Origin of the sequence: Lyngbya aestuarii BL J (assembly GCF_000478195.2) — a bacterium.
GTDB lineage: Bacteria > Cyanobacteriota > Cyanobacteriia > Cyanobacteriales > Microcoleaceae > Capilliphycus > Capilliphycus aestuarii.
Genome location: NZ_AUZM01000006.1, coordinates 70,269 through 88,338, shown reverse-complemented (window position 1 = coordinate 88,338; position 18,070 = coordinate 70,269). Strand labels below are relative to the sequence as shown.

The 18,070-nt window shown below is 42.2% G+C and carries 12 protein-coding genes and 1 pseudogene; 5 read left to right on the top strand and 8 right to left on the bottom strand.

Annotated features, from left to right (window positions below; genetic code table 11):
- Positions 1-197: 197 nt before the first annotated feature.
- Positions 198-1,937 (top strand): helicase HerA domain-containing protein, encoded by a 1,740-nt coding sequence (locus M595_RS04390; RefSeq protein WP_023064851.1) that lies wholly within the window; start codon positions 198-200, stop codon positions 1,935-1,937.
- Between the two features lie 36 nt (positions 1,938-1,973).
- On the opposite strand, the gene M595_RS04385 is transcribed toward M595_RS04390, so the two are convergent.
- Entirely contained in the window at positions 1,974-3,860 is a 1,887-nt protein-coding gene (locus M595_RS04385; protein WP_040483556.1) for a chloride channel protein, read from the bottom strand.
- An 866-nt stretch (positions 3,861-4,726) separates the two neighbouring features.
- Between M595_RS04385 and M595_RS04380 the strand changes: the two are divergent.
- A pseudogene (locus tag M595_RS04380) lies at positions 4,727-6,271 on the top strand (dicarboxylate/amino acid:cation symporter).
- A 915-nt stretch (positions 6,272-7,186) separates the two neighbouring features.
- A complete protein-coding gene (locus tag M595_RS04375) occupies positions 7,187-8,188 on the top strand; it encodes an RNA polymerase sigma factor, RpoD/SigA family (protein ID WP_023064831.1) in 1,002 nt (333 codons plus the stop codon).
- 305 nt (positions 8,189-8,493) lie between these two features.
- On the opposite strand, the gene cobO is transcribed toward M595_RS04375, so the two are convergent.
- Both cobO and M595_RS04365 read right to left on the bottom strand, forming a co-directional pair.
- Positions 8,494-9,117 carry a cob(I)yrinic acid a,c-diamide adenosyltransferase gene (cobO, locus tag M595_RS04370; protein ID WP_023064888.1) on the bottom strand — a complete coding sequence of 208 codons (624 nt, stop codon included), beginning with the start codon at positions 9,115-9,117 and terminating at the stop codon, positions 8,494-8,496.
- A gap of 42 nt (positions 9,118-9,159) precedes the next feature.
- Positions 9,160-10,527, bottom strand: coding sequence for a diguanylate cyclase domain-containing protein (locus M595_RS04365; RefSeq protein ID WP_023064832.1), 1,368 nt, complete (start codon positions 10,525-10,527; stop codon positions 9,160-9,162).
- 369 nt (positions 10,528-10,896) lie between these two features.
- On the opposite strand from M595_RS04365, the gene M595_RS04360 reads away from it, so the two are divergent.
- Together M595_RS04360 and M595_RS04355 are read left to right on the top strand one after the other, a co-directional pair.
- Entirely contained in the window at positions 10,897-12,123 is a 1,227-nt protein-coding gene (locus tag M595_RS04360) for a molybdopterin molybdotransferase MoeA (protein ID WP_023064869.1), read from the top strand.
- A gap of 22 nt (positions 12,124-12,145) precedes the next feature.
- Entirely contained in the window at positions 12,146-12,781 is a 636-nt protein-coding gene (locus M595_RS04355) for a response regulator (RefSeq protein WP_040483555.1), read from the top strand.
- Between the two features lie 60 nt (positions 12,782-12,841).
- Here M595_RS04355 and M595_RS04350 read toward each other — a convergent pair whose 3' ends face one another.
- From M595_RS04350 to M595_RS31000, 5 genes are all read right to left on the bottom strand, one after another.
- Positions 12,842-13,222 carry a hypothetical protein gene (locus M595_RS04350; protein WP_023064884.1) on the bottom strand — a complete coding sequence of 127 codons (381 nt, stop codon included), beginning with the start codon at positions 13,220-13,222 and terminating at the stop codon, positions 12,842-12,844.
- Between the two features lie 261 nt (positions 13,223-13,483).
- Entirely contained in the window at positions 13,484-14,200 is a 717-nt protein-coding gene (locus tag M595_RS04345; RefSeq protein WP_023064866.1) for a DUF8692 domain-containing protein, read from the bottom strand.
- Between the two features lie 74 nt (positions 14,201-14,274).
- Positions 14,275-15,093, bottom strand: a complete 819-nt coding sequence (locus tag M595_RS04340; RefSeq protein WP_023064764.1) for a pentapeptide repeat-containing protein — start codon at positions 15,091-15,093, stop codon at positions 14,275-14,277.
- Between the two features lie 316 nt (positions 15,094-15,409).
- Positions 15,410-17,737 carry a phosphodiester glycosidase family protein gene (locus tag M595_RS04335; RefSeq protein WP_023064841.1) on the bottom strand — a complete coding sequence of 776 codons (2,328 nt, stop codon included), beginning with the start codon at positions 17,735-17,737 and terminating at the stop codon, positions 15,410-15,412.
- A gap of 86 nt (positions 17,738-17,823) precedes the next feature.
- On the bottom strand, positions 17,824-17,985 hold the full coding sequence (locus M595_RS31000; RefSeq protein ID WP_023064835.1) for a hypothetical protein: 162 nt from the start codon (positions 17,983-17,985) through the stop codon (positions 17,824-17,826).
- Between the last annotated feature and the right edge of the window lie 85 nt (positions 17,986-18,070).

The following is an 18,070-nucleotide window of genomic DNA, read 5'->3' as shown; positions in this document are numbered from 1 at the left end:
ATTTCTCACTTTAAACCAGAATCATGCAAGCGTTTTGCTTGTTGGAATCTAGAAATCTATCGAAATTGATCGGGTTATCGGTGAAAAGATTGACGAAAATATCATAATATTAGAGAGTAGATAGAGGTTAGCTTGGATAAAAACTTTTACCCTTCATTCCGAGTAACTCGCCACCAACACCCAACAGATCTAAATCGATGACCACAGAACAACCGCTCGGTTCCGTTATTCAAGGTTCCCTCACCAAAGGATTAGAAGTTCGACTCCATGCAGATATCTCCGTCGAAGAGATGAGAGTCGGGAAATTTTTGGTTGTGCGTGGTGTGCGATCACATTTTTTCTGTCTGCTGACGGATGTTTCTTTAGGAACCAGTAATGCGCGAATATTAGCCAATCCTCCTCAACCTAGTGATGATTTTCTGCAAGCAATTCTGTCTGGAAATAGCACCTATGGAACCATAGAATTAAGCCCGATGTTGATGTTGAATCAGGCGGATATACAGTCAGAAGAAACGATTCGTCGCAAACTCGAAAAACAACAGGAAAATCAAAATAATGGTCGAGGGACATTGGCTTCCTTTCAAACTCAAACCAACAGCGAAATACAACTCCTTCCAGTCAAAACGATTCCGACTCATTTTTCCCAGGTTTATGAAGCCAGTGAACGGGATTTTAGAGTGATTTTTGGTTGGGAAGATGACCCCCATCGCCGTAACTTTGCGATTGGTCAACCGATTGATATGAACGTTCCGGTTTGTGTAGATTTAGATCGAATGGTTGAACGCAGTAACGGCATTTTTGGAAAATCAGGAACGGGTAAATCCTTTCTAACTCGACTATTATTATCAGGAATAATCAAAAAACAAGCGGCTGTTAATTTGATTTTTGATATGCACTCCGAATATGGTTGGGAAGCTGTTTCTGAGGGTAAAAAATTCAATACCGTTAAAGGTTTACGTCAACTTTTCCCCGAACGAGTTGAAGTCTATACCCTTGACCCCGAATCAACCAAACGGCGAGGGGTGCGGGATGCTCAAGAATTGTATTTGAGTTATGATCAAATTGAAGTCGAAGATATTAGCTTAGTTCAGCGAGAGTTAAATCTATCTGAGGCGAGTTTGGATAGTGCAAATATTCTTAGAAGTGAATTTGGTAAGTCTTGGATTTCTCAATTGTTATCGATGACCAATGAAGAAATTCAACTTTTTTGTGATGAAAAACGAGGTCACAAAGGTTCGATTATGTCGCTTCAGCGAAAACTGTTGCGGATGGAGAATTTAAAATATATGCGTCCGACTTCTCCGTTTAATTATGTAGATCGAATTTTACAGTCATTAGATGCGGGAAAAAATGTGATTGTTGAGTTTGGGTCACAGTCGGATATGCTGTCTTATATGTTAGTCACGAATATGATTACTCGCCGGATTCATGCGTCCTATGTTCGCAAAGCTGACCGTTTTCTGGCGTCTAAAAACCCCGTTGATAGACCAACACCTTTGGTAATTACGATTGAAGAAGCACATCGTTTTTTAGATTCAGCGATTGTTCGTTCAACGATTTTTGGTACAATCGCGCGAGAGATGCGAAAATATTTTGTAACGTTATTAGTGGTTGACCAAAGACCATCGGGAATTGATGCAGAAGTGATGTCACAAATTGGGACTCGAATTACCGCTTTATTGAATGATGATAAAGATATTGATGCGATTTTTACGGGCGTTTCTGGAGGTCAAAATTTACGTTCAGTTTTAGCGAAATTAGACTCCAAACAACAGGCGTTAGTCTTAGGTCATGCGGTACCGATGCCTGTGGTGATTCAAACTCGTTCCTACGATGAACAATTTTATCGGGAAATTGGTGATACCGCTTGGGAAGAAATGCCCGATGAGGAAGTGTTTGAAGCTGCGGCTTCGGCGATGGATGATTTAGGATTTTAAGAGAGGGGAAAAGGGTGATTTATTCCCCTCCTCTGCTTAATTGAGTACGGTAGAATAGGGAACCAATGCAGTCTGAGTTGAGACTAAATCACTGGCTAAACTCATTTTGTTTTTATCCAAAACACCGATAATTTTACGAGGGTTATCGGGATGAACAACCGGAAGCAAATAAATTCCTCGGACTCTCATTTGTTCAAAGGCTTCACTGACCGAATCATCTGGATAAACGTAGAGAATTTCTGAGGTACAAATCTCGCCAATCTTTAAGTTTGTTGCGGTTAAAGTGTATTCAGAATGAGCTTTTTCACTTAACATAGACTGTATTTGTATCAAATGTCGTTTAATATCGGCTAAAGTGATCACACCCACTAATAGTTTTGTTTCTTCGATTACTAAGGCGGTATGACATTTAGCTTGAATCATTTTTTGACCCGCTTCTATCAGGGAAGTTGAGTCAGATAATGCTAAATAAGAAAAATCCATTAGCGTTGAAATGGGAACTTTATGTAAGATTTCTTGATCATTTTGTTGGGCTAAATTCATCCCCATTTGTTGTAGATTTAACCCCCCCACAGAACTTTTAGCTTTCACACAATCCATAATCACAATACTCACCCCAACGGCGACCATTAACGGTAAAAGAATCAAGTAGTTACGAGTCATCTCAAACAACAATAAAATCGCCGTTAAAGGCGCTCTGACACTACTGGCGAGAACGGTTGCCATTCCGACAATTGCATAAGCCGCAGGAGGCGCAATTTCCACAAAATCCGATGGTAGAATCAACCCCAAAACATGACCATAAATCGCCCCTAAACAAGCGCCTAAAAACATTGCAGGTGCAAACACACCGCCCACAAAACCACTCCCTAAACTAATTGTTGTGGCAATTAATTTAAAAATCAAGAGTAAAGCCAATAATAATAGCGGGAAATTTTCACCCTGTAAGATAATCTCTAGAGTTTCGTAACTCACTCCTAACGTTTGAGGAAGTTTGAAGGCGATTATCCCAATTAAAATTCCACCGATAGCGGGTTTTAAAATGACGGGAATTTTACCGAAAAAACTTAAATAGCGAATCTCTCCCTGAAAACCAGCCCTTACCCATTTAATCCCTTGTGTATAGGCTAAAGAGACACCGCTCGATAGTACACCTAAACCCACATAAAAGATCCATTCCCAAGAACTAATCACTTGATATTCAGGTAAGACTAAAGCAGGATGAGTTCCTAAAAAAATGCGAGAGATAATCGAAGAAAAAACCGCAGAAAGTAAAATTAAACTGGTTGCCGGTGCCGTGAAAAATGTCGCTCCGAGTACGACTTCTAAGGCAAAAAACACACCTGCAATTGGTGCATTAAAACCCGCTGCAAGTCCTGCTGCTGCTCCCGCCCCTAATAGTAAACGATAACGTTCTTGGGAAACTTGAAAAAATTGAGCGTATAAAATCCCAACGTGAGAACCAATTTCAACACTGGGACTTTCTGGCCCTAATGAAGCGCCTGTTCCTAATGAAATAGCCGCCGCTAACATTTTAATTAGGGGTCGTAATGGGGTGATATTTTGGACTCTAGCGTTTGTTAATAAAGTCGAAAAATCCTGTCCTAAAATTTTGGGAAAAAGCCAACGCATTACCCCAATAATTAAACCCCCCACCAGGGGAATTAAGGCGAGTGTCCATGCTCCCCAGGTGTAAATCTGGCTCATTAATCCCTCAAAGCTGAGGTGATAAAAGAGGTTAATGAGGGTATGAAACAAGACCATTAAAAGTCCTGAACCCCCACCAATGAGTAAGGCGGAAATGAAGACAAGAGACTCTGGAGACGGACGCCAACGGTTGAAAAAATGATGGGGAGAGGAAGAAAGGATTTTGGGTTCAGAGGAAAGGGAAAGCTGGGGAGGAGGAGAGGAGGTAACAGTCATCTTTTGAAAAGTATTCTCGAAAATTAAAGGAATATAGGAATATAAAACAGAGATTTTATCCTCATCCTCGACTATCCCCAACCCACAAAAAGTGAGTCAGGGGTATTTAGACGGGGGATGAAGTGGCTCGGAATTTGACTGCTTAAACCTCAGTCTTGATTTCCCTCGACAGGATTGAGGAGAATCAGACCGATATCAGAGGAACGAGGGTTCTAGGTCAGCGAGTTGTCCGCAATCAATAACGGAAACTGAGATTCCCGCCGACTAACCCCCACTGCATCGAATCAGGAACTGGTGGTTAGATTTGGAATCGGCTGAACTAGAATCGGTGAAAAGTTGATTGGTATTGTCTTATTCTTGATTATAATTTAACTTAAATCCTATCCATTTGACAAGCTAATTTGGGATGAGTTTTTCAACGGTTCTGTTTTTCGGTTGTCCTCACCTGTTTGTTTGTCTCCCAAAAAGTTTTGGGTTCCTCAAATGAGGGTTTTAATTATCGATCAAGAAAGAAAGAGTTATCACTTTGAGAAAATATTGATTTTCGGTCAACTTACAAAACTTTATTGAGATCAAAAATCTAGAGCAAAATCAATGTATACTCCATTTATCCCTCTCCCGACATAGACTCTCAGAACTCTAGAATTTTTCCGTCTGAACCGACAACTTTTGCGACTCAACTCACCTTGAGCAACTTTTTGATTGTCCAGTTGCCGGAAAATAGGGTCACAAGCCCTAAGTTGGCACTCTCTAGCGCGATAATTCTCTCACCATAGATTAAGAAATGCCAAACTGCATCCTACTTTACGAATAATTGCACTGTATTATACCACAATACAAAAACTGTTAATCACATTCAGGGTAAAATGACATCGCAAGAAACCTCGAAATCCTTGCTCATTCCCATTTTGATCGGGATTGGGGTAGGAATCCTCATTGGGGGAATCTTGCCCGCCGTGGGTGAATCGGTTGCTTTTTTGGGAGAACTCTTTATTAACGGCTTGTTAATGCTGGTTATTCCTCTGGTGATGACTTCGATGGTTGTCAGTGTCAGCAGTCTCGGAGATGTCAGACAGCTTAGAGGATTTGGAGGTCGAACCCTTTTATACTATACCGCAACCACCGGAATTGCCGTGATCGTGGGTTTAATCCTGGTGAACATGATTAATCCGGGTGTGGCTGATACCCCAGAAGCCCGAGTTACCTGGCGGGGAGGACAACTACTTCCTAATACCAGTTATATCATTAGCAATCAACAATTGACGTTAAAGGATGAAAACTTTAAACCTTCCTATGATGAGCGCTATTCGGTGATTCTTTTGGATCAAAATCAGATTCAAGGGACTATTCAACCCGAAAAATCGACGCCTGAGAATGTTGTTACTCTCTCTCAATGGATAGATGAAACCGGAAAAGAAATTACTCCCAATTCAACCGGAACCGGAATTGGGGTGGATTTAGCTGTCGCCGCGAAAGTCAAAGGAAAAGATAATCGCTCGATTGTAGATGTTCTTAAAGAAGTGATTGTCAGTTTACTTCCTCGTAATTTGTTCCAAGCGATGGCTGACAACCAGGTGCTTCCCTTGATTATTTTTTCTCTGGTTTTTGGGGGAGTTTTAACGACAATGGGAAGTTTAGGGCAGAATGTTCTGCACCGATTTGAAGGCTTAAATGAAGCCATTATGCGGATTATTCACTTGATTTTGATGGCGGCACCAGTCGGCATTGGGGCTTTGATTGCTGAACGTTTAGGACAGGCTGGAGGCTTTAGCGGTTTTGCTGCCGAATTTATGAGTTTGAGTAAATACGCCGCATCAGTCATTATTGCTTTGTTGATTCATGGGGCGATTATTTTGCCTCTGATTTTGTATGGGTTTGGGAAACGTTATCCTCTACCTTATGTTAGACATTTAGCTTCGGCTTTAACGACGGCTTTTTCCACCTCGTCGAGTTCAGCCACCTTACCTGTGACGATGGAATGCAGCATTGAACGCAATCATATTTCTCCCCGGATAGCGAGTTTTGTTTTGCCATTAGGGGCAACAATTAACATGGACGGGACGGCTATCTAGGAAGCGGTTGCAGCGGTTTTTATTGCCCAAATTTACGGGATAGAATTGGGCATTGGACAGATGATCGTGATTTTTTTAACCGCAACTTTAGCGGCGATTGGTGCGGCCGGAATTCCGGAAGCGGGGCTAGTGACGATGGTGATTGTATTAAGAGCGGTGAATATTCCGATTGAGGGAATTTCCTTAATTCTTGTGATCGATTGGTTTTTGGATCGCTGTCGTACCACGATTAATGTCTGGGGTGATGGGGTGGGAGCGGGTGTGATTGAACGTTATGAAGGGAAAAAACAACCCCAAATGATTGAAGAAGAAGTTCGTGTTTCTTCTCTAGTCGTTTAGTCGCTCTGGAACCTTTTAAAACGGAAAGCGAGTGTCACGAAATTTGGCAAATTTACACATTGGGCAGGTCAAAAACTGAAATATAGGGTACAATGCTCTTTTCTATAGATTAATTTGCCCTGGATGTTTGCCGCTCATTTGTCTCTATCTGTGTTTTCACTCTTTCTCGATCAAGTACACAACCGCTCGTTTAAACTCTGGCTCATTCCGGAAAAACCAAACTCAATTCGCGATCCGGTTGATTGCTGGAGTGGGAAATGATCAAGTTGTTTGTGAACCGAATCGTGGTCTTGATCAACTGGCGTTACTCGTCGTTAGGTAACAATTGATGCAAAATTCAGTATAAACACGGATTTTGTCGGGAAAACAAGGAAAAAATAGTTCGGTTTTCTCGTATTCATTCTTCTGATAGATTTCAAGTGTTTCTGGGCATGATAGTAAGTAAAGATAGAAAATGATTCACACAGAAAACCGAACCATGAACAGCTTGACTAATACCCCATTATTAATGTAATAATGTAAAGGGAAGTAAAGGAGCAAGGGATTAAGTGTTGGAATGGGAATCCAACCAATCTTCATCGGGGGTTGTTACAGTTGAATAGCTTCTCGAAAGTCGAGGAATAAGTATACTCTTGAAGCACCAGTCGATAACCTGCTGATTGTCAATTGAACTAATAGCACACAACTATCGTCTAATATATAGAGTTTTACAATCAAGGGAGGGAACCTGATATATTATCGCAACCTGTCGAGCGTTCCGGCTCCCCTGTCAAAACATTGAGTAGAAATCCCACAGGGTCAGACTTTCTACCAGTTCAAAAAAGAACGCACTCAAATCATTCTTTCCTACTCATTGTTGAGTCGGGTAGACTCACTACCAATTTTGATTCAGTTAAGGGAGTTTAATTTAAAACTATGGCTAAGGTAAACAATCTCAAAAAAGATCAATCTACCAAACGGAACACTCGACCTGGGGTTTCAGCGGATACTGTGCGGACTTATCTGCATGAAATCGGTCGTGTTCCCTTGCTTACCCAAGAAGAAGAAATTCACTACGGTAAGCAAGTCCAACAGATGATGAAACAGTTGGAAGAAAAAGACAAACTGACCAAAAAACTCGATCACGAACCCTCCAAAACAGAGTGGGCAAATGAAGTCGAATTAACGGAAGATGAACTAGATCGTATTTTAGATTGCGGTCGCCGCGCTAAACAAAAAATGATCGAAGCTAACCTGCGCTTAGTTGTTTCGATCGCTAAAAAATACCAAAAGCGCAACATGGAATTTTTGGATTTAATCCAAGAAGGAACGCTCGGTTTAGAACGGGGTGTCGAAAAATTTGACCCGATGCGAGGGTATAAGTTCTCCACCTACGCTTATTGGTGGGTACGACAAGCCATTACACGGGCGATCGCTCAAAATGGTCGTACAATTCGTTTACCGATCCATATCACCGAAAAACTCAACAAAATTAAACGAGTTCAACGGGACTTAGTTCAAAAATATGGTCGCAACCCGACACCGAGCGAAATTGCAGAAGCATTAGAATTAGAACCGTCTCAAATTCGGGAATACTTGCTCGCTTCTCGCCATCCGATTTCGTTGGATCTGCGAGTCGGGGACAACCAAGACACCGAACTGCAAGAACTGCTTGAAGACGAAACGGCTTCTGCTGATAGCTACGTCACCCACGAACTACTCCGTCAGGATCTCAAAAGCCTGATCGATGAATTAACCCCGCAACAACGGGAGGTGATTCTATTACGCTACGGCTTAGAAGATGGTAAAGAACTATCTCTGTCGAAAGTCGGCGCTCGGATGAACATCAGCCGCGAACGAGTTCGTCAGCTTGAAAATCAAGCGCTCAATCACCTCCGTCGTCGGAAGTCTCAAGTGCGAGAATATCTGGCTAGCTAGTAGTTCGATAGAGGTTTTTATCCCCCCTAGCCCCCCTTTGTAAGGGCAGGGCTGTTTCATTCTCAGTTAAAAATTGCCGGGGTTGATGGTGAGTCCACCCCCGTGCGCGGGAACAAGCGCGTTGAGGGGAGTGGCTATCCCGTTGGGGGTGAAAGGGTTCCGGGGGTGATGGGGAGAGGAGTTTTTTCCTCCCTACCTCCCTACCTCCCCACCCCCCCACAAATCAAGTTTTAGGGCCTTAACGCGCACGGCCCTGCTTTGTAAGGGGGGTTTTGGTTTGGGGTTGCGGTGAGGTCAAGATATATCTAATATTCGATCCCGGGTTGAGCTTTCACCCCTTGTTCTCGAAAAGGGTGCTTGACCAGGGTCATTTCTGTTACCAGGTCAGCCCGTTCAATTAACGCCTCGGGTGCGCCTCGACCCGTTAAAATGATATGAGTGTCTTCGGGTTTTTCTGCGAGTCCTGCTAACACCGTTTCCACGCTGAGATATCCCAATTTGATCACCACATTAATTTCATCGAGCAACACTAACTTATACTCAGTATTGCGGATAAAAGATAAAGCCATTTCCCAAGCTTGTTGCGCCTTGGCGATATCGCGATCGCGATTTTGAGTTTCCCACGTAAACCCTTCTCCCATCGCGTGAAACTCCAACTGATCCGACCAACGGCTAAAAACCGCTTTTTCTGCGGGTTCCCAAGCCCCTTTGATAAACTGAACAATTGCCACCCGATAACCGTGACCGAGCGATCGCATCACCATCCCCAAAGCTGCGGTTGTCTTTCCTTTCCCGTTCCCCGTGTGAACGATAATTAACCCTTTCGTCTGCGACGCTTTGGCGACTCGTTGTTCTTGAACTTCCTTGCGTCGCTGCATTTTGAGGCGATGTTGCTCGGGGGTTAATGTTGTATCCGTTTGAGAGTCCATAGCTTTTCTGTTGTCAATTTGATTAAACTACTATCATAGGTTTTAACCCTCAACAATGCGATCACGTCCTTGTTCTTTGGCTTGATAGAGTGCCCCGTCCGCCCGAGCAATTAACATTTTAAATGAATCTTCCGGTTGAGGAACACAAGCACTGACCCCTAGACTTAAAGTGATGTATGGACAAACCGTGGATTGAGCATGAGAAAGCTGAAGTTGATGAATTTGGGAGTGAATTAATTCCGCCACAAGTTTCGCCCCTTCTATGTCCGTATTGGGTAAAATCACCGCAAATTCTTCTCCCCCATAACGAGCGACAAAATCACCCGGACGCTTGACTGCATCGTGGATCGCTTGAGCAATTTGACGCAAACATTCATCACCCGCTTGATGGCCGTAATGATCGTTATAATCCTTGAAATAATCGACATCTGCTAAGATCAAAGAAAGGACTAATTTCTCTCGTTTCGCTCGATGCCATTCTTGTTCGAGATAATGATCAAAAGCACGCCGATTTCCAATGTTAGTTAAAGAATCTGAAATGGCTTGTTGATAGAGATTTTGACTGGTTTGATTGAGTAACATTTCCCATTCTTTGCGTTCGGAAACATCACGAATCGTCACCGCAAACCCTTCTCCATTTTTCACGGCTGTAATTTGATACCAATGTTGAGTATGGTGGATATCAAAATAGAACTCTTGATTCAAAGTTTCTCCCGTTTCTACCACCCGAACTAACTGTTCAAATAGAGTATTATCAAGTTGATCAATCATACTTTTCAACACTCGTTGACCGACTAAACTATTCGGAGGCTGACTGATGAGTTGAGCGACCCGAGGATTAGCGACAACACAGCGAAAAGAAGCAATCTTTCCCGTCTGATCACGAACCGCTTTAAAAGCCGCAATTCCATCGGGTGAACTATTTAAAACACTCGCCAATAGCCCTCTAGACTCACAGAGAATTTCTTCAACGTGTTGACGACGTTCGATTTCTTGAGTGAGTTGTATTTTTTGATGTTTGAGGGCTAACTGATTTTCAACCCGAGCGACCACTTCTTCAACTTGAAAAGGTTTAGGAATATAATCAACTCCTCCAACTTTAAAGGCTTTTATTTTATCAAATAATTCATCTAAAGCACTCATAAATATAATTGGAATGTCCGAATTATTCGGATTGTATTTTAGAGTTTTACAGAATTCATAGCCATCCATTCCGGGCATAACAATATCTAATAAAATTAAGTCGGGATGCTCAGATTCTGTCTTAATTCGTGCAATCTCTGCATTTTCGGCTTTGATCGTCAAATAACCATAACTTTTTAACATTTCAGCTAAAAAGTTTAAGTTATCTAAGCAGTCATCAACAATAAGGATGCGACCCAATATACTGTTATCGTTAGGATAAATCATGGTTGGTATTGCACCACTTATAACTTTTAATGTTTTTAAATTTCTCAACATAATTCTCCAATAAAAATGAGAAAAAAATCGCCCCATTCAGAAAAATTACTGAATCAGAGATAAAAGGCTGTTGATCGGTTTCTACACTCTCTCAAAAGAGTTGTCCTGGTCTTCGACAAGAATAACAGACGAATGGAGAGGGAATATAAATAACGTTGATTACCAGGGTAGAGAAAGAAATCAAACCCGAAAATAAAGCGTGTTCAGATTGAATACAGACCTAGAGGTATTTCTATTATGCCAAAATCAATAAAAGTTTAACAGTATTGTAATGGCAAACCCTTACAATAAAATAAAACTGTTTTCTGCTCAACTTCTATGTTACCTGTTGACCAAGCTGAATCGATCATTTTTGACTTAGTAAAGCCCTTAGAGAGTCCCCAAGATATACAAACTGTTGATCTGCCAGATGCAAGAGGACGAGTCTTAGCAACACCTGTGATCAGTAACCTCGATTTTCCCCACTGGGATAACTCCGCGATGGACGGTTATGCAGTACGTTATGTAGATATTACTGGATGTACGGCGGATCATCCCAAAACCTTAGAAATTGTCGAAGAAATTCCGGCTGGATATCAACCCCAACAGACTCTACAACCCGGACAAGCCGCCCGGATTTTTACTGGGGCTTGTTTACCAATGGGGGCGGATACAATCGTAATACAGGAAGATACCCAACGTCAAGGTGATCGGGTAACTATTTTGAACTGTCCACCATCGACAGCATATGTGCGTCGTCAGGGTTCTTTTTACAAAGCCGGAGAATTGCTATTAACGCCGGGAATTCTTCTAGAGGCGGCGGAGATGGCGGTATTAGCGGCGAGTCAATGTGTACAAGTTCCGGTTTTTCGTCGAGTCAAAGTCGCCATTTTTTCTACTGGGGATGAATTAGTTACACCCGATCAACCCTTGGGGCCTGGACAATTAGTTGATTCTAACCATTATGCCTTAACTGCGTTGATGCAGAAAATGGGCGTAGAACCCTTGAATTTTGGGATTGTACGGGATGTTCCTCAAGCCTTGAAACAAACCATTTCTGAAGCCATTTCTCAGGCGGATGTGGTGCTTTCGACGGGGGGAGTTTCGGTGGGAGATTATGATTATATTGAACAAATTATTACGGAGTTGGACGGTAAAATTCACATCCAGTCTGTGGCCATTCAACCCGGTAAACCCCTAACGGTGGCGAAGTTTCCCCATTGTATTTATTTTGGCTTACCCGGAAATCCGGTTTCGGCTTTAGTGACGTGTTGGCGGTTTATCCAACCTGCTTTGAGGAAACTTTCGGGGTTAAAATCAGAGTATTGTCAACCTGTTTTTATTAATGCGCGATCGCTGAGTCTTTTACAGTCGAAAGGAAAACGAGAAACCTATCTTTGGGGCAAACTTAGTGTGAATAATGGTGAGTATGAGTTTAAACTCGCAGGGGGAACCCATAATAGTGCAAATTTAGTGAATCTCGCCCAGACGACAGGTTTAGCCGTTTTACCTGTTAATTGTACACAAGTTGAGGCCGGAGAGGTTGTTAAAGTGTTGCAAGTCTAGGTTTTTTTAAATAAGGTGAACTATGCGTGTTTTAATTGTGGAAGATGATCCGATGATGCAACTCGGCTTAGAACAGGTTTTATCTGATTGGGCAGATCTTGATTTAATTGGAATTGCAGAAGATGGTTATTTGGGGGTAGAAGCGGCGTTAAACCAAAAACCGGATTTGATTTTAATGGATATTGGTTTACCTCGGATGGATGGGATAGAAGCCACCAAAAAAATTAAGGAAGCTTTACCTGAAATTCGGGTGGTGATGTTAACCTCTCATACAGCAGAAACAGAGGTGATCGCAGCGTTATCGAGTGGGGCGGATGCTTATTGTATTAAAGGGGCGAGTGTTGATCGTTTGCGGGCGGCGATAGAAGCAGCGAGTGAGGGGGCGACTTATCTTGATCCGCAAGTGGCGAAATATGTGATCAATCATTTACAACTGCCAACCCCTCAAACTAATCTCAAAAGTACGAATTTATCGCCACGAGAGTTTGAGGTTTTGAAGTTGATGGTCGAGGGGAAAACGAATGTAAAAATTGCTGAAGAATTGTACTTGAGTCCCAATACGATTAAAACTCATGTCCGTGGAATTATGAATAAATTGTCGGTTGATGATCGGGTGCAAGCTGCGGTTACTGCATTACGTTCGGGGTTAGTGACCTAAGCATAAATCAGGAATAGGGTTTGGATTAAAATAGTCTAAACTGAGATTAGTCATCAGTCTTTAGGATGAAGATTTATGGCGGTCAAAGGGTTGATAATCTGTACAATCTTTGGCTTGTTCACTCATCACTAGAGAGGGTTGGACTGCACATTTAAGATAAACATTACCATTAAAATACTGACAATTTGTACAAGGAATTTTTTGAAAAGGCTTGCTAATCGAGAGTTGACTTCTAATCAGTTTCCGGGCTTGTAACTGCTTAATCAAGACAACAATAAAAGCAATTCCTAAAAAACCAGAGGCGAGATAAACTAATCCTATCCCTTGCTGAGACGCAGAGGTTTGATTAACAGACTCTTTCGAGAGAGGAACTTCCTGTACAACCGACTCTCGTGAGTCTACTTCGTAATAGCTTACGGCTGCGGAATCAGAGATTAACATACTAGAGGGAAAGATAATTTGATCGCGGGGCTATTGGTATTATTCTCAGTATCAGACGATTGTCCGGACACCTGCCTCTTTCTTAGGGAAGAATTATCATCGATCTCTGTCTCTGTAAAAAGACGGGTTTGTGAGATGACATGAAATTCAAAAAAGAATACAGATTAATCATTGATCAAAAGTTAGAAGTCAAGCGGCAAAAGTCAGAAGTTTTCTCTCTCCCCATCTCCTCCGCCCCCCAACTTCCGATCTCCCATTACCCTATCCGGAACTTCTAGCAAACAGAAGACGACGGCGACGACGTTTTTTCAGGAATAAAAAAGTTGCATAGAGAATCAGGGTTTCTCCTAAAAGTTCAGAGAATTCTTCAATTGCAACTCTGACTTTATCCGCAAAAAAGAGAATGAAATCATGCTTAAATAATAATCCAACAATCAGTCTAAACCAACCTTTAAACAGTTCCGCCCCCAATCCTCCGACAATTAATAAAGTGAGTCCTAACAATACAATTAAAGTTTCTTGACGATACACTCGCCACAACTTACAAACATCTTTGTACCAAACCATAGGCGCGATGGAAAATACCCCCAAATAAATTCCCATCCAGTCTCCTTTTCCTAAGACTGAAAACCAGTTATCCAGTTGCAGATGAAGTTCAAAGATTTCATCGAGGGTCGCGTATAATAATAGAATAGCGATCGCTAACTTGAACCCCGAAGAAGGGGGTTGTTTGGAACGGCGTTCAGTCACAAACAAAATCAAGGCGATCAAACCAATGGCAAACAGATAAAACGCCTGCAAAAAAGAAGGAATCGTCATTTGACCATTCATGTCGAAAGGCGGATAGGGAACACCTGTTAACAAAATGCTTCCCAGATAGATAGCCACGATGACAAGTTCAAACCCAATCACACTCGCTAAAATCGCGTAATTAGAGGCTTTGAGAGGGAGTTGCTTGAGTCTCTTGATCTTGTTCACAGTGGTTGATCAAAATAAATACAACTTTTCCCTCTACAGCTTCTATTCTGGAGATTCCTGATTGCTATTGAAATTTATTGGGGATGAACCGAACCATCGGGTAAAATAGCTCCTGCGAGTATAGTCCCTGTCAGTTTAACCATAATGCGATCGCCTGTTCCGACTTTCGCCCCAGTTAAATTCGCCCCTCGCAGATCCGCCCCACTCAAGTCAGCGCCAATTAAATTCGCTTCTTGTAGATTGGCATACCGTAAGTCTGCTTGCAGGAAATTTGCCCGAAATAAATTCGCCTTGTACAAACACGCCCCATTCAAGTTAACTTTATGCAGAAAAGCATCACTCAAATTCGCATGGCTTAAGTTCGCCCCGGTTAAATTCCGCCCCGAAAAATCTCTTTCTTTGAGATCTGCCCCCTTGAGGTCAACTCCACTCATATCGGGCGCGTGAGGTCGCTGATAGGGTGTTGTTTGGGGATAGTTGGGTTGAGGTTTGGGTTGAGGTTTGGGCTGAGGTTTGGGTTGAGGTTTGGGTTGAGAAGTTCGGTAAGTGGTGGATGTTGCTGGACGAGAATAGGGTTTCGCCTGGGTTTGAGTAGAGGTCGGGGAATATCGAGTTGTAGTTTGTCGAGTGGATGCAGTCGTCGTTTGCTGACGAGTCGATTTATATTGAGAGGTTGTACTTCGTTTTAAAATTGATCGCAGTTTGTCTCGGGCTAAATTGATTTCTTTTAGCTTGTCTTCTGCTATTTTTCGTAATCGCTGATTGTCTTCTGGAATGCGATCCGGATGCCAAATAAACGCCAAGTCCTTATAAGCTTGATCAACCACATCCAGAGTGGCACCTGGCTTCAGTTCTAACACGCGATAGCAGTAGTTTAGTTCGCTTGGAGTCATCATGGAAGTGGCAGAACTCACTCAAGTTTCGATTTGGGATTTGGGGCGACTTGCATTTTCACAGAAACCTTTGCAATTTCAGCCCGGAGATTGGGGATTAACCCGTTAACTGTGATTCTGACATGGGTTTAAAATGCCTGCACAGTTCTCAAAAATATAACACTCAGAATGGATCACTACATTTATTCCCTCAATACGTTACGCTTGTTAAACTATTTTAGCGTCTTGCTGGAATACAACAGTGTCAGATTTTCCCAATAAAAGAAACAGTATTCAAGAGATAGACTGCAAATTTTGTCCGATTTTTAACGATTTTCTAATTTCTTGATCTCCAAAATAGGCCTAAACCGTTATGAACTCGGGCGGCTGTATCTGCTGTCCGGTTGAGTAAATGACCGCCTAAAATCAGGCTAGTCGAACTTCCGCCATCCAAATTTAATCCCTCTACCGCCCCAAGTTGCTGTATCAATTGCGCCAATTCCGTTAAATCTGGCCCTGGCCCTCCCACTCGATTATGAACAGTGACAATCAATAAATCTCCCGTTGCAGTCACCCCAATTCCACTACGAATCGCCCGCTGTTTGGCAAACCAAATATTAAACCCTTCGGCTTCTGCATCAACAACGATTTGACCTTGTTGTAATAGTAGCGGCCCTGCTCCTAAAATGTGAGGATATTGGTTAAACTCGAAGGGTGTTGTTTGGGCGGCGATCGCAATTTTAGCACCCAGGGTAAACGCACTCAAAGCACTTCTAAAAGAACGAAAGGTGAGTAAATAACCATTTTGAGGAATTTCGATAGGGGTTTGATCATCGAGGGCTTCGATTTGACGACTAAGTTGATTATTTTCAACAACGATTATGACTTCATTTAAGGTTAATGGAGTGTAACTTTTTCCCCAGTCGGAGGTATAACGGGCTATTCCGGCTTGGACATAGCCAGTATTTAACAAATCAATTTCAAATTCTCGTCCACTAGAAATGGTTAAGGTTTCTATTAATTTCAAGCGTGCCATTTTGACGGTTCCGGTATCATTCCACGCCATCACGCCTCGGTTGAGAATTGGCCCTGAAAACCATTGGTTATTTTGTCGAATTGTTCCTAAAGGTAATAAGTTATTGCGGTTAAAGTATCCCCCATTAATGGCGGCTAAACTTCCCCAAGTATTTGTAATCTGAGACAGAGATGCTGTTCCTTTCATCTGGGTTTTGTCTGTCCAAATCGGTTGTAGTTTTAAGCCAGAATTTCGTTTGACTTCCAACCACACCACCGGAAAGCGATCCTGATTTAAAGTTAAATATTGTTGTCGCCAATTTAAACCTTTAGTCCAAAGAATATTACGTTCGATTAAGGCATCTTTCCGCACTTCTATCCAAATCCGATTGGGGTTTGTTAGTGTAAATACTTTGATTCCATAACCATCGGGTAATTTTCCTTTGATTACAGTTTGAGTTTCTCCCGGTTTAACCACAGGACGGGGGATTTTAGCCTCACTTCCGCTGGTTTCTCCTTCGTTTTTTTGGTCTTCATCGGGTTGAGGGATCGTTGACTCGGGAGGTGTTTCTGAAAAGCGATCCGCAATAGATTTTTCAGTCAGTGCATCAACAACAACTTCCCAGTCGGAACTGAGTTCATACAATTCCCAGGGTGTAGCTTTGTTGAGATTAATCACCATCCGAGAAACATCAGAAAATTCTTCATAAGTAATCTGATTGATTTGACCGATTTCTGAGAAAATATTGAGAGTGTTTCCCTCCCGTTCAACTTCCCATTCTCCAGTTTTGGCTAAAGCATCAATGTTGAGATAACGATAGTCTCGATCAAATTGAGTTAGCATAGAAAAAGGTTGAACAAGTGGAGAAAACCAATGAATTGGTTGCCAGGAAGTGTGTTGATTATTTAAGGGATTCATCCCCAAAACTAACATGATCCCTTTATCACTAATTCCGGTTAAAGTTGAAACGCCCGAACTCCATTGACCCCAAGCTATTTTCCAACGTCTACCATTCACGGATAAATGAGTTCCTGTACGAACAATTCCCGGTTTTGTCGGTTCAACACAATAGGGAGAAGCTAGAGGTAAAGCTTTTCCGAGAAAAACTAAAGCTTGATAAATAATCGCCGCCACTTCAGAGCGAGTCGCGGGTTGATTTGGATTTAAAATTACGGCTTGAGGAAAATTAACAACAATTTTAGACTCAGTTGCACCGGAAATTGCACTAACAGCATAGTTAGGAATTTGATCGGCATCTTTGTAAACTTCTGCTAAAGCAAAAGCCGTTGTTTTTGGAATATTTAAACCCGCAACTAAAGACAGCAAAACATGAAGGCGGGTAATATTCGCTTGAGGTCGAAAAGTGTTGTCAGGAAAGCCAGAAATAAAGCCAGCTTCGTAAGCTTTTTGAATGGCAGAAAACGCCCAAAAACCTGTTGAAACGTCTGAGAAGGGAAGATAAGCCCGTTTGGGGGGACGTTGGAAGGCAGCTTGTAAGAGGGCGGCATATTCGGCGCGAGTCAGGGTTTGTTGCGGGCGGAATGTCCCATCTCGAAAACCACTAACAATATTTTGGCGCTGTAGCCGTTGAATGAAAGAACGCGCCCAATGTTGGGTAAGATCGGGAAAAGGAGGTTGAGAATTTGCCATTATTTGTTGAGGATACGGGTTATATCTAACGATCTAAGCATTGTTTTTCTTTTCCAGATCGTAGAAGTCGTGATCCGCATCAAAATCTATAGACAAATGGTGAGTAAATTTTCTTTACAATTGGGGTGATCAATTTCTTCAAAACTTGCTTTTCCCTCATCATCAATGTGCCGCACGGCGACTGCATCTGCAATCAACAGTCGAGTTGGGGCGCCAATATTGATCCTTAATTCGATCCTCGGCTGCACACCTTGAATAGATCAAGCTAAAATTCAAGATAATTTTCGATCACCTCCTTCTTTTCCGGAGAAGCCGGAACGTAATGTGTAGCGT